Annotated in this window: 12 protein-coding genes, 1 tRNA gene and 1 other RNA gene; 3 read left to right on the top strand and 11 right to left on the bottom strand. The window is 76.6% G+C overall.

From position 1 onward, the window contains the following. Window positions 1-20: 20 nt before the first annotated feature. From ACI8AA_RS11215 to ffs, 10 genes are all read right to left on the bottom strand, one after another. Window positions 21-917: an amidohydrolase family protein gene (locus tag ACI8AA_RS11215; protein WP_457044496.1), complete on the bottom strand. Its 897-nt coding sequence runs from the start codon at window positions 915-917 to the stop codon at window positions 21-23. After that, window positions 914-1,891, bottom strand: a complete 978-nt coding sequence (locus tag ACI8AA_RS11210) for an ABC transporter permease (RefSeq protein ID WP_457044495.1) — start codon at window positions 1,889-1,891, stop codon at window positions 914-916. Before ACI8AA_RS11210 ends, ACI8AA_RS11215 begins: the two co-directional genes overlap by 4 nt. Further along, the gene (locus ACI8AA_RS11205) at window positions 1,888-3,405 is read right to left on the bottom strand and encodes a sugar ABC transporter ATP-binding protein (protein ID WP_457044494.1); all 1,518 of its coding nucleotides are present in this window, start codon (window positions 3,403-3,405) and stop codon (window positions 1,888-1,890) included. The genes ACI8AA_RS11210 and ACI8AA_RS11205 overlap by 4 nt, the downstream gene beginning before the upstream one ends. Before the next feature lie 4 nt (window positions 3,406-3,409). After that, the gene (locus ACI8AA_RS11200; protein WP_457044493.1) at window positions 3,410-4,606 is read right to left on the bottom strand and encodes a substrate-binding domain-containing protein; all 1,197 of its coding nucleotides are present in this window, start codon (window positions 4,604-4,606) and stop codon (window positions 3,410-3,412) included. Beyond that, entirely contained in the window at window positions 4,603-5,643 is a 1,041-nt protein-coding gene (locus ACI8AA_RS11195) for an ABC transporter permease (RefSeq protein WP_457044492.1), read from the bottom strand. Before ACI8AA_RS11195 ends, ACI8AA_RS11200 begins: the two co-directional genes overlap by 4 nt. Continuing rightward, window positions 5,640-6,914, bottom strand: coding sequence for a M20 family metallopeptidase (locus ACI8AA_RS11190; protein ID WP_457044491.1), 1,275 nt, complete (start codon window positions 6,912-6,914; stop codon window positions 5,640-5,642). Before ACI8AA_RS11190 ends, ACI8AA_RS11195 begins: the two co-directional genes overlap by 4 nt. Further along, window positions 6,878-7,348, bottom strand: coding sequence for a pyridoxamine 5'-phosphate oxidase family protein (locus ACI8AA_RS11185; RefSeq protein WP_457044490.1), 471 nt, complete (start codon window positions 7,346-7,348; stop codon window positions 6,878-6,880). Before ACI8AA_RS11185 ends, ACI8AA_RS11190 begins: the two co-directional genes overlap by 37 nt. Then, window positions 7,345-8,205, bottom strand: coding sequence for an IclR family transcriptional regulator (locus ACI8AA_RS11180; protein ID WP_457044489.1), 861 nt, complete (start codon window positions 8,203-8,205; stop codon window positions 7,345-7,347). The genes ACI8AA_RS11185 and ACI8AA_RS11180 overlap by 4 nt, the downstream gene beginning before the upstream one ends. Window positions 8,206-8,307: 102 nt before the next feature. Next, window positions 8,308-8,979: a YceI family protein gene (locus ACI8AA_RS11175; protein WP_457044488.1), complete on the bottom strand. Its 672-nt coding sequence runs from the start codon at window positions 8,977-8,979 to the stop codon at window positions 8,308-8,310. A gap of 138 nt (window positions 8,980-9,117) precedes the next feature. After that, an RNA gene (ffs, locus tag ACI8AA_RS11170) (signal recognition particle sRNA small type) lies at window positions 9,118-9,213 on the bottom strand. A 190-nt stretch (window positions 9,214-9,403) separates the two neighbouring features. On the opposite strand from ffs, the gene ACI8AA_RS11165 reads away from it, so the two are divergent. After that, the gene (locus ACI8AA_RS11165) at window positions 9,404-10,345 is read left to right on the top strand and encodes a DMT family transporter (RefSeq protein ID WP_457044487.1); all 942 of its coding nucleotides are present in this window, start codon (window positions 9,404-9,406) and stop codon (window positions 10,343-10,345) included. 47 nt (window positions 10,346-10,392) lie between these two features. Here ACI8AA_RS11165 and ACI8AA_RS11160 read toward each other — a convergent pair. Continuing rightward, window positions 10,393-10,477 (bottom strand) — tRNA-Ser (locus ACI8AA_RS11160). A 164-nt stretch (window positions 10,478-10,641) separates the two neighbouring features. Here ACI8AA_RS11160 and ACI8AA_RS11155 point away from each other — a divergent pair. Continuing rightward, window positions 10,642-10,989, top strand: coding sequence for a hypothetical protein (locus ACI8AA_RS11155; RefSeq protein WP_456928340.1), 348 nt, complete (start codon window positions 10,642-10,644; stop codon window positions 10,987-10,989). A gap of 43 nt (window positions 10,990-11,032) precedes the next feature. Beyond that, the coding region (locus ACI8AA_RS11150; protein ID WP_457044486.1) for a protein kinase domain-containing protein at window positions 11,033-12,584 on the top strand (1,552 nt) is incomplete at its 3' end.

The following is a 12,584-nucleotide window of genomic DNA, read 5'->3' as shown; positions in this document are numbered from 1 at the left end:
CGTCTCCTCGTCGGGTCGGGTCAGGCCGCGGGGGCGGCCAGGCGGGGGAAGAGCGCGCGGGCGGTGCCGCCCGTCACGCGGGCCGCCTCCCGCTCGGTCAGGTCCGGCAGCGCGGCCGCCACCAGGCCGCAGACGGTGTCGTACCCCGGGACGTCGCTGGGCCACGGGTGGTCCGAGCCCCACAGCAGGCGGTCGGCGCCGTAGGCCGCGGCCAGCCGGCGCGTGACCGGGAACAGGTCGGCGTACGGCGGCTCCTCGGCGGAGAGCGCGTACTGGCCCGAGACGAGCACGTGCACCCGCGGCGCGTCGGCCAGCCGCAGCAGCCGCTGGACCAGGGGCTCGGGCAGCGGGTCGTCGAACCGGGGCCGGCGGTGCTCGTCCACCCACATGTCGTGGGGGCAGAAGCCCAGGTGGTTGAGCACGACGACGAGGTCGGGCAGCAGCCGCACGAGCTCCTCGAGCAGCGGCAGCTGCGGCGGCGGCAGGTAGCTCCACAGCGGCAGCCCCTCCTCGGCCATCAGCCGGAGCACCGGCAGGGCCGGGGACTCCGCGACGGGCCGGGACGGGTCGCCGAGCCAGCCGGTGCGCAGGGCGCCGAGGTCCCAGCGCTCGCGCCGCCGGCGCAGCGCCGCGACCGGGTCGGCGCCGGCGGTCCCCAGCTCGGCCCCGGTGGCGACGGCGACGCCGGCGAAGCGGGCGGGGAACCGGTCGAGGGCGTCGGCGACGTCGTCGTCGTGGGCGTCCAGGGCGACGAGCACCGCGGCGCCCACGCCCGCGGCGTCCATCCGGGCGAGCAGGTCCTCGGCGGGCGCCTCCCGGTCCGCCGGGGCGAGCTCGTCGACGCCGCGCGGGGAGGCGGCGGCGGACCGGAAGACGTGCGCGTGCCCGTCGACCACGCCGTCCACGCCGCCGCTCACCTCCGGGTCCGGGTGACGAACACCGCCGCCGCCGCGAGGATCACGACGCCGCGGATGAGGTCGGTGAGCGTCGCCGGCAGTTGGAGCAGGGTGACCGAGCTGCTGACCAGCGACAGCAGCACCACGCCGCCCATCGTGCCCACCAGGCTGCCGCGGCCGCCCAGCAGGGACGTGCCGCCGAGGACGACGACGGTGATGGCCGACAGCTCCAGGCCCTGCCCGGCGGTGGGCGACCCGACGGTGGCCCGCGCGGCCAGCAGCACGCCGGCCAGGGCGGCCAGGACGCCGGCCAGGACGTAGGCGGTGACCAGGACCCGCGCCACCGGGACGCCGTTGGACCGGGCCGCCGCCTGGTCGCCGCCGACGGCGAACAGCTGCCGCCCGAACGCCGTCCGGTGCAGGACGAACGCGACGACGGCGAGGGCCAGCAGCAGCACGCCGAAGGAGTAGGGCACCGGGCCGACCCGCTGCAGCGCGATCGTCGACAGCGCGGTGGTGACCCGCCCGGTGGGCGTCGTGCTGATCGTGAAGGCCGCGCCCTGGATGAGGTAGAGCGTGGCCAGGGTGATGATGAACGGCGGCAGCCCCACCCGGGCGACGAGCACGCCGTGCAGCAGGCCGACCAGCGCGCCGAGCAGGAGCATCCCGACGACGACGGGCGCCGTGCGGATGGGGTAGCCGTTGATCAGGATCGCCGTCAGCAGGGCCGTCAGGGTGGCGAGCGAGCCGACCGCCAGGTCGATCCCGCCGCTGAGCACGACGAGGTGCTGGCCGAGCGCCGCCAGCCCCAGGACCACGGTGGCCGTGAGGACGTTGGCGATGTTGGCCGGAGCCCAGAAGCCGCCGGCGTCGGCCACGGTGAGGGCCAGCACCGCGACCAGGACGACGATCCAGACCGCCGCCCCGGTGCGGGTGAGGCTCGCGAGCAGGGACCCGCGGGTGCGGGCGGGGGCGATCCCGGCCGCGGCGCTCACCGCGTCACCCCCGCGGTGTCCAGGGCGAGGTGCATGACGTTCTCCTCGGTGACGTCCTCGCCGGCCAGCTCGCCGACGACGCCCCCCGCGCGGCAGACCAGGACGCGGTGGGACAGCCCGAGGACCTCGGGCAGGTCGCTGGAGACCACCACCACCGCCATCCCCTCGGCCGCGAGGCCGGCGATCAGCCGGTAGATCTCGGCCTTGGCGCCGACGTCGACGCCGCGGGTGGGCTCGTCGAGCAGCAGCACCCGCGGGCCCCGCCGCAGCCACTTGGCCAGCACGATCTTCTGCTGGTTGCCGCCGGAGAGCTGCCAGGTGCCCTGCTCCGGCCCGGACGCGCGGATGCCCAGGCGGGCCTGCTCCTCCTGGAACACCGCCCGCTCCCGGCGGGCGGAGAGGAACCCGCCGCGCAGGACCTGGCCCAGCGCGGCCAGCGTGGTGTTGGCGCGCACCGGCAGCGGCAGGACCAGCCCGTCGGTCTTGCGCTCCTCCGGGACCAGGGCGACGCCGGCGGCGATGGCGCGGCGGGTGCCGGTGGGCACCGGGCGCCCGCCCACCTCGACCGTGCCCGCGGCCCGGCGGTGCTCCCCCGCGATGGTCCGCAGCAGCCGGCTGCGGCCGGAGCCGACCATGCCGGCGACGCCGACGACCTCGCCGGCGCGCACGTCGAGGTCCAGCGGCGCGGGCGTCCGGTGGGTGCTGACCGGGACCAGGCCGCGCACCCGGAGCACCGTCTCCGCGGCCGGCTCGGGCAGCGGGGGGAAGACGGCGTCGACGTCGCGGCCGACCATCTCGCGGATGATCCGCGGCACGTCGTAGTCCGGCGCCGGGCCGGTCGAGACGACCCGCCCGTCGCGCAGCACGGTCACGTCGTCGGCGAGGTCGGTGACCTCCTCGAGGAGGTGGCTGATGTACACCACCGCCACGCCGTCGGCGGCCAGCCCGCGGACGACGCCGAACAGCGCCTCCAGCTTGTCGCCGGAGAGCACCGCGGACGGCTCGTCCAGCACGATCACCCGGCTCTTGCGCACCAGCGCGCGGGCGATCTCGACCATCTGCTGGTTGGCCAGCGAGAGGTCCTCGGCGCGGGTGCGGGGGTCGAGGTCGCCCAGGCCGACGCGGGCCAGCGCGGCCCGGACCTCGCGGTCCTGGGCCGGCCGGTCGAGCAGGCCCCGCGCGGTCCGCTCCTGGCCGAGCATCACGTTGTCGGCGACGCTCATGGCCGGGAGCACGGTCAGCTCCTGGTAGACGGCGCTGATCCCGGCCGCCATCGCCTGCCGGGGGTCGGTGAACCGGACCGGCTCGCCGTCGAGCAGCAGCTCGCCCTCGTCGGGGACCTGGTTGCCGGTGAGGATCCGGACGAGCGTGGACTTGCCGGCCCCGTTCTCACCGACGAGGGCGTGGACCCGACCGGGCCGACACGAGAGGTCGGCCCGGTCGAGCGCCCGCACGCCGGGGAAGGACTTGCTCAGTCCCCGGGCCTGCAGGACGGCCGTCGTGGAGGACGCCATCGCCTCAGCACAGCCCCAGTTCGCGCAGCTGCTCGTCCGGCAGACCGGAGGGGACGAACAGGTTGTCGCTGCACTCGGGCCGCACGTACTCGTCGATCTGCTCGTGCGTGAAGCTCGGGCTGTCGATGTAGACCTTGTCGAGGACCGGCTCGCCCTCGAGCACCGACATCGCCGTGTCCAGGCACTCGGTGCTCTGCTCGGGCGGGAAGGACGACAGCGCGAACCTCACGTCGGTGCCCTGGACCGCCTTGAGGAACGCGTTGATCGCGTCACCGGTCATCGGCGGCACGGGGCGCCCGGCCTCCTGGTAGGCCTGCACGACGCCCAGGTCGCCGTAGCCGGAGTCCGACCAGATGCCGTCCAGCTCCGGGTACTGCGTCACCAGGTTGGCGGCCACCGTCTTGGCCACCGTCGGCGACCACTCGGTGTACTGCTCGGTGACGACCTCGATGCCCGGGTACTGCGAGAACACCTCGAGCGCCGCGGCCTTCTGGTACTCGGCGGTCGGGACGCCGGCCAGCCCGCTGAGGACGGCCACCTGGCCCTCGCCGCCCAGCTGCTGCACCAGCCACTCGGCGTACATGGTGCCGAGCAGCTCGTACTGGCGGGTCACGGTGGACACCGCGCCGCTGTCCGCGCCGAGCCGGCCGGCGCAGAGGACGACCGGGATGCCCTGGGCCGCGGCCGCCTGGACCTGGCCGGTGATGCCGTCGCCCATGGGGACGACGACCATCGCGTCCGGGTCCTGCGAGGCCAGCTGCTGGATGTTGTCGACCTGGGCGGTGGCGTCGCCGTTGGCCGAGGCGTAGAGGACCTCCACGCCGAGCTCCTCGGCGTGGGCGCGGAAGGCCTCCTCGTTGGTCAGGCCCCAGGAGTTGGTCGGGCCCTGCGCGGCGAAGGCGATCCGGTAGGTGTCGCCGCTCTTCGGCTCGGCGGCCCACTCGGCGGTGTCGACCTCGCAGATCTCCTCCTCGACGGGCTCGAGCTCCTCGAGGCCGAGCTGCTCGGACGCCGTGGTCCACGCCTCCCGGTAGGTCGCCTGCGCCTCCTCCGAGTTGGCGCACTCCTCCCCGCCACCCCCGCCGGCGGACGTGCCCTCCTGCTCCGTGCCGCAGGCCGCCACGAGCGCGGCCGCCATGCCGAGAGCCAGGGGCAGGCGCAGCCGGCCCCCGCGGCGCGAGGTGCTGACGTGTGTCCTCATCGCACTCCATCCCTCTGCTTGTTCCGACGGGGGGACCGGACGGTCCACCCGCTGCTCTGGAGCCAGACGGCGAGCAGGATCACCGCGCCGCTCACCACCAGCTGCGCCCCCGCCCCGGCGCCGAGCTGCCGCAGCCAGGCGAGCAGCACGGCCAGGAGGACGACACCGGCGACCGTCTGGCCGATCCGGCCGCGCCCGCCGGTGAGGGCGATGCCACCGATCACCGCGGCGGCGACGGAGTTCAGGTCGAGGCTGCGGGACAGGCGCGCGTCCACGTAGCCGATGTAGCCGGCGTTGATCAGCCCGGCGAGGACCGCGAGCAGGGCCGCGGCGACGAAGCAGCCGACGACGATCCACCCGGTGCGCACCCCGGACAGCGCCGTCGCCCGGGCGTTGGCCCCGGTGGCGTAGAGCCGCCGCCCGAGGCCGGTGCGGGACAGCACGACGCCCGCGACCACCGCGACGGCGAGGAAGACCCAGGTGGGGACGGGGACCCCGAGCCACCGGCCGGTCCCCAGCCCGCCGAGCCCGCCGGGGATGTCGCCGGAGGGCGCGCCCCGGGTCCAGGCGGTGATGACGCCCTGGACCAGCACGAAGGTGGCGAAGGTGGCGACGAACGCCGGCACCAGCCGCCGCACGACGAGCAGCCCGTTGAGCAGCCCGACCACCGCGCCGGCGCCGAGGGCGAGCAGGACGGCGCCGAGCAGCCGGTCGTCGTCGCCCTGCGTGTACTCGGCGAGGATCACCGTGGTCAGCCCGACGACGGCGCCGATCGACAGGTCGATGCCCCCGACCAGCAGCACCAGGGTCTGGCCGATCGCCGTCACGCCGATCAGGCCGACCTGGAACAGCACCAGCCGCAGGACCCCGCCGCTGTAGAAGCCCGGCGTCGTGATCGCCGCCAGCAGCAGGACGACCGCGAGGCCGGCCAGCGGGGCCACCAGCGACAGGGCCCGGCGCAGCAGGTCCCCGCCGGCGCCGGGGCCGGCCGCCGCCGTCCCCGCCGCGGCGCCCTGCGGCGGCGCGCCGGCGGTCACGACGCCCCCTCCCGGTCCTGCGCCGTGAAGGCCCGGGCCAGGTGCTCGTACAGGTCGACGGCCCGCCGGACGGCGGCGACCGAGACCCACTCGTCGGCCCCGTGCGCCCGGCGCAGCAGGCCCGGCCCGAGCGCCGGCAGGGTGGCGATCCCCTGGGCGGCGGCGAACCAGGTCGCGTCGGTGGTGCCGGGGAAGACCGACAGCGGCGGCGCGCCGCCCAGCACGGCCGCGCAGGCCTCCTGCGCGGCCCGGGCGACCGCGTGCCCCGCGGGCACGGCCGCCGGCGGCAGCCAGTCGTTGGGGGCGGCGTCGTACTCCACCGCGAGGTCCGCGCCGGTGTCGCCGGCCACCCGGGCGGCCAGCCCGGTGAACGCGTCGGTCACCGCGCCCCGGTCCATCCCCGGCAGGAGCCGCACCTCGGTGTCGACGGCGACCCGGCCGGGCAGCACGCCGTAGCCGACGCCGCCGCGGAAGGTCATGCCGGTGTTGACGGTGGCCGCCCAGCCCTCGAGCGCGTCGTCGTTGGCCGGCACGGCGAGGGCGAGGTCATCGGCGACGGCGGTGACCAGGCGGGCGGCGTCGACCCCGGCGTTGCGGGTGCCCGGCACGCCGGACAGGCTCGAGTGGCCCTGCCGGCCGCGGGCGACCAGCCGCAGCCGGGCGATCCCGCGGCTGACCAGGTGCACCCGGTCGAAGTCGTCCTCGATACCGCCGGGCTCGCCGATCACCACGGCGTCGGCGTCGAGCGGGCGGGTGGAGGCGACGTGGTGGGCGCCGTAGGTGGCGCCGTCCTCCTCGTCGGCGGTGAGGAGCAGGCTCAGCCGGCCCCGCCCGCCGGGGTCGCGGGCCAGCCGGGACGCGGCCACCAGCATGGCCGCGATCGCGCCCTTCATGTCGGCCGAGCCCAGCCCGTACAGCCGGTCGCCGTCGACGTCGGCGCCGAGCGGGTCGACGGTCCAGGTGGCGTCCCCGACCGGCTTGGTGTCCAGGTGGCCGGACAGCACGAGGTGGCTGCCGCCGGGCCCGAGGTCCAGCGTCACCAGCAGGTTGGGGCGCGCCGGGTCCAGCGTCAGCACCTCGGCGGCGGGGAGGCCGAGGACCGGCAGCGCGTCCCGCACGACGCCGGCGACGGCGCGCTCGTCCCCCGGGGGGTTCGGGCTCGGCGTCCGCACCAGCGTCCGCGCGAGCTCGACGACGTCGAGGACGTCGCCGGCCGGTCCGTCCGCCGCCTCGGTCACTTGTACCGCCGCGCCCAGTCCTGCCCCTGCCACGTCTGGAACGTGACCGGGACGAGCCGGTAGAGCCAGCGCGGCTTGTCCAGCGTCGGCTCGAGGTACTTCGGGCCGTTCTCGCCCAGGTAGCGGGTGGACATGCGCTCGGCGACGGGCACCCACCGCCCGCCCACGTTGGGCCGCTCGACCAGCTCGGCGCGGCACTGGGCCACGACCTTCCGCTGGGCGCCCTCCTCGTCGACGGTGATCGCGCAGCGCGGCTCGGCCTCGAGGTAGCGGCCCCACGCCGCCTTCTCGCGGGGCACCACCCAGAACGCCTCGCCGTCCCACTCCTGCCAGCACGGCACCACGTACGGCCAGCCCTGGTCGTCCAGGCAGGCCAGGCGGGCGATCCGCGGCTCGGCCAGGAACGCGGCGACCGCGTCCTCGTCGAGCTTGCCGACCTTGCCGCGCCAGCTCTCGTCCTCGCTCACGGGGTCCTCCTCTCGGCGCCCGGGGTCTCCGGGCCGCTGGTCAGGACGCCGGCCGGGCCGTCCCCGTCCAGCGGGGCGCCCAGCCGGCGGGACAGCTCCCTGGTCACCCGGAGCACGTCGGGCGCCAGGCGCTGCACGTCGTCGCTGGTGAAGCGGTAGGCGGGCGCGGACACCGACAGGCCCGCCACGACGGCGCCGGTGTGGTCGCGGACGGGGGCGGCGACGCAGCGCACGCCCTCCTCGTTCTCGATCTCGTCGGTGGCGTAGCCGCGCTCGCGGACGCCGCGGACGTGCCCGAGCACCGCGGCCGCGTCGGTGAGGGTGTTCTCGGTGCGCCGCTCCAGCGGGTCGGTCAGCAGCGCGAGCACCTGGTCGTCGTCCCGCCCGGCCAGCAGCACCTTGCCGATGCCGGTGCAGTGCAGGGGGTTGCGGGAGCCGGGGCGGGCCGCCGGGCGGACCGGCTTGGGGCTGTTCACCGCGGCGACGTAGAGCACCTGCCGGCCGTCCAGGACGCCGAGGAAGCAGGTCTCGCCGCTGAGCTCGACCAGCTCCTCCATGAGCTCGGCCGCCTGCGAGCGCAGGTCCAGCCGGTCGAGGAAGGACTGGCCCCAGGCGGCGACGCGCGGGCCCAGCGTGTACGCGCCCTGGCCGTCCACGCGGAGCACCTCGGCCCGGCAGAGGACGTCGAGCAGCCGCAGCGCCGTGGGGCGCGGCAGGCCGCTGGCCTCCACCAGGTCGACCAGGCGCAGCGGGCGGTCGCTGTCGGCCACGTGCTCGACCAGCCACAGGCCCTTGACCAGGGCCTTGGCCGATCCGGCCGCGGAAGTGGACGCAGCGTCCAGTTCGGCTTTGGACACGGGGTCCATCTTGTGCGGATCCCGTTCCCGCACAAGACCCCGGCGCGTGACGATCTCGTTTCGCGGCGCCCCGGCGCCGCCGGGCGCGGGAGCGCCCGGGGCTCAGAGCGTCAGCTTGAGCAGGAACTCGACCCGGCCGCGGTCCTCGACGCGGACGAAGCCCAGGTTCGGCGCCGAGATGCCGAAGTCGGCGAACACGACCGGGACGGCGCCGGAGACCTCGACCCCGTCGGCGGTGCGGACGACGGACAGCTCGGCCTGCACCGGGCGGGTCGCGCCGCGCAGCGTCAGGTCGCCGGTCACCGGCACCGTCACCGGGGTGCCGCCGAGCTCGGGCAGGTCCACGGGCCCGCGGACGGTGAAGGTCGCCGTCGGGTACGTGCCGACGTCCATGACGTTGCTGCGGAAGTAGCCGTCGCGCTGGCCGGAGTCGGTGGCGACGCTCGCGACGTCGACGGTGACCTCGGCGGAGGCGATGTCCCCGCCCTGCACCACCACCGAGCCGGTGACGCGGTCGGTGGTGCCGGCGACGGTCACGTCGGCCCCGTTGAGCACCTCGTCGACCCGGTAGCCGGCCGAGGAGCCCGGGGCGACCGTCCAGGTCCCGTCGGTGTCGGCGGCGAGCTCGACGTCGGAGGGCTGCGCCTGCACGGTCGGGGCCGCGGCGGCGTCCTCCTCGAGCGCGGCGTAGACCAGCGGGCCGACGCCCAGGCCGAGGGCGAGGACCGCGACCAGTCCCCCGACGATCCACCACGCGCGACGGCGACGGGCCATGACGAGCTCCTCTCCTTGACGGTTCAAGGATGCTGGCGCACCGACCTGGGAGCCGGCTGTGAGCCGCGTCATGGAGCCGCACCGCGCCGCGGACGTCGAGGAGCCGCGCCGGGAGGGCGGGAAATCGTGCCCGGAAAGAGAAGGGACCCCCCGCGCACCCGCCAGAGCCCGCTTATCCTTGCTGCCTTCCGGCCCTGGGGAGGTTCACGGGGTGACGCCACACGAGGGGTCTGCGCTCCACTGTAGAGGACGCCGCCCGCTAGCCTCACGGCCCATGGCCCCCCGGCGCGCCCTCGTCCTGCCCCCGCCCCGCTCCTGACCCGGAGCACCGCGGGCCGACCCGCGCGGCCGGCACCCCCGCCGCCCGCCGCTGCGCCGTGCTCCGGACCCGGTCCCCCGTCCGGAACCAGCGCCCAGGAGCGTCGTGTCCACCCTGTCCTCCCCCGCCCTCTCCTCCCCCGCGGCGAGCCGCGGGTTCCTCCTCGTCGTCCTCGCCTCGCTGTGCTGGGGCACCTCCGGCCTGTCCGCCCGGCTGATCGCCGACCGCAGCGACCTGTCCGCGCTCGACATCGCCTGGTACCGCCTCGCGATCGGCGCCGCCGCCCTCGCGGTCGCCCGGCTCGCGACGTCGCGCCGCCGCACCGCCGCCGTCCCCGTGACCCGGCCGGTCGCCGTCCGGCTCGCCCTCGTCGGCGCCGGGCTGGGCGCCTACCAGCTCGCCTACTTCAGCGCGGTCGAGCGCGCGGGGGTGAGCATCGCCACGCTCGTCGCCCTCGGGCTCGCGCCGCTGCTCATCGCCGTCGGCGGCACGCTGCTCGGCCACGGCCGGCCGGACCGGGCGACGGTCGTCGCGCTGACGGTCGCCCTGGTCGGGCTCACCCTGCTGGTCGGTGTCTCCGCCGGCGCGGACACCGGGACGACGGTGCTGCTCGGCGCCCTGATGGCCAGCGGCTCGGCGCTCGGCTACGCCGTCGTCACGCTGGCCGGGAGCGGCGTGCCGGCCGGCGTCCCGGTCACCCTGGCCGGCTTCGCCGGGGGCGCGCTGCTGCTGACCCCGGTGGCCCTGGCCGAGGGACTGTCGGTGCCCACCGACGGCGCGGCGCTGGCCGTGCTGCTCTACCTGGGCCTGGTGCCGAGCGCGCTGGCCTACGGCCTGTTCTTCACCGGCGTGCGGACGGTGCCCGGCGCGGTGGCCTCGATCGTCACGCTGCTCGAGCCGCTCACCGCGACCGTCCTGGCCACCGCGTTCCTCGGGGAGCGGCTGGCCCCGGCCGCCGTGGCGGGCGGCCTGCTGCTGCTCGCCGCCGTCGCCGGGCTCTACCTCGGCCAGCTGCGCCGGGCGCCGGAGCCGGTGGCCGGGGTGTGAACCACGACGGGCCCCCGGCGGTCAGCCGGGGGCCCGTCGTGTCGGTGCGGAGGATGGGAGATTCGAACTCCCGAGGGGTTGCCCCCAACCCGCTTTCCAAGCGAGCGCCATAGGCCACTAGGCGAATCCTCCAGTGCGCCGATCGTACCGGGCGCCGGGCCGCGGGTCAGCCGCCGCCCCGGCACGGGCGCGCCGCCCCGGGTGGTCGGCGGGAGCGGCACGGGGCAGGCTGGACCGGTCGCACACCGCACGGGCACCACACGGGGCCGCACGGGGGAACCGAGGAGGCAGGACGGATGAGCGAGCCGGATCAGGTCCGACCGGAGGTCGTGGAGGCCATCGTCGCCGTCCTGCACGGGGCCGACCCGGCGGGGCTGCCGCCCTCGGCGACCGCGGAGGAGAAGGCGGCCGCCAAGGACCGCTACCTGTCGGAGTTCGCCGCCGAGCGCAGCAAGCGCGACCGCCAGGCCCAGGCGTGGGAGCTGCTGCTGACCCGCGGCTACGACGAGCCGCCGACGTGGGTGCGGCTGTTCGACGACCTGGCGCCCGACGCGGTCGAGCAGCTGGGCGAGCTCTACGACGTCCTGCCCGAGGGGGCGCAGGAGGAGTACGCGCGCCGCTACGGCGTCCCCAGCACGGTCTGAGCCGGCCCGTGCCGGGCGCCCTCCTGCGGGGTAGGAGCCGCCCGTGACCTCCACCGTCCCCGGCCGCCTGGTGGCCGGCCGCTACCGCCTCCTGGAGCGGATCGGCGGTGGCGGCATGGGTGCGGTGTGGCTGGGGCGCGACGAGCTCCTCGACCGCCGGGTGGCGGTCAAGCAGGTGCTCCTGCCGGCCGGCGCCGACCCGGAGACGACCGACCATCACCTCCAGCGGGCGCTGCGCGAGGGCCGGATCGCCGCGCGGCTCACCCACCCGCACGCCATCTCGGTCTACGACGTGGCGCTGGAGCGGGGCATCCCGTGGCTGGTCATGGAGTACCTGCCCTCCCGCAGCCTGGCCGTGGTGCTGGCCGAGGACGGGCCGCTGCGCACCGACCAGGTGGCACAGGTCGGCGCCCAGCTGGCCGACGCGCTGGCCGCCGTCCACGCGGCCGGGATCGTGCACCGCGACGTCAAGCCGGCCAACGTCCTCATCGGCCGCGGCGACCGGGTCGAGGGCCTGGTCAAGATCACCGACTTCGGCATCTCGCACGCCAGCGGCGACGTCACCCTCACCCAGACCGGCCAGATCACCGGCACGCCGGCCTTCCTCGCCCCGGAGGTCGCCCAGGGCGCCGGGATGACACCGGCCAGCGACGTCTTCTCCCTGGGCGCCACCCTCTACACCTGCGTGGAGGGGCAGCCCCCGTTCGGCATGGACGACAACGCGCTGCGCCTGCTGCACCGGGTCGCCGGCGGGCAGATCCGCCCGCCCGCCCGCGCCGGGTCGCTGGAGCGGCCGCTGCTGCGGATGCTCGCCCGCGACCCCGCCGACCGGCCGGAGATGACCGAGGTCCGCGACGCGCTCGCCAAGCTGGCCGCCGGCCGCGACGGCGACACGACGACGGTGCTCCTGGCCCGCACCGACCTGCGGTCCTCCCGCGACCCGGACCGGACGGCCGCGGTGGCGGCGCCGGTGCCCCCGACCGACCCGGCGGCCCGCGCGGACCCGCCGACCGCCGTCCAGCCCGCGGCCGCCCCCACCGGCCCGCCGACCCCCGGACCGGTGCCCGCCGCCCGCCCGGAGCCGGGGCCCGCCGCCCGTCCCGGGCCGGACCGGACCGGACCGACCGTCGGGGCCCGGCGCCGGCGCCGCCGTCCGCTGCTGGTGGCCGCGCTGGTCCTGCTCGTCGTGCTCGCCGCGTCGCTGGGCACCTGGCTGGCCGTGCGCGGCGACGCCGGCAGCCCGTCGGCCGACCCCGCACCGCAGAGCACGGCGGACCCGACGGCGCCGGGCACCGAGCCGGCCCCCGCACCGGCGACGGGGACCGGACCCGCCGGGGAGCCCACGGAGGAGCCCACCCCGGAGCCGGCGGAGGAGACGACACCGGCGGACGAGGCCGAGCCCGCGTCGGACGCGGCGGCCGAGGCGCGGCAGACCCTCGAGCAGTACTACGAGTACCTGCCCGGCGACCCGGAGAGCGCGTACGCGATGACCGGGCCGAGCCTGCGGTCGCGGGCGAGCTTCGACTACTACCGGGACTTCTTCGGCCGCTGGGACGAGGTGTCGCTCGTCGACGTCCGGGACGTCGACGAGCGGG

Source organism: Geodermatophilus sp. SYSU D01180, from assembly GCF_054050415.1.
Note: the sequence above shows the minus strand (reverse complement) of the source record. Positions and strands in the feature narration are given on the sequence as shown.

Coding starts and splice junctions, on each gene's coding strand:
- ACI8AA_RS11200 (WP_457044493.1), bottom strand. CDS start 4,606: ATGAGGACACACGTCAGCACCTCGCGCCGCGGGGGCCGGCTGCGCCTG.
- ACI8AA_RS11155 (WP_456928340.1), top strand. CDS start 10,642: ATGAGCGAGCCGGATCAGGTCCGACCGGAGGTCGTGGAGGCCATCGTC.
- ACI8AA_RS11175 (WP_457044488.1), bottom strand. CDS start 8,979: ATGGCCCGTCGCCGTCGCGCGTGGTGGATCGTCGGGGGACTGGTCGCG.
- ACI8AA_RS11205 (WP_457044494.1), bottom strand. CDS start 3,405: ATGGCGTCCTCCACGACGGCCGTCCTGCAGGCCCGGGGACTGAGCAAG.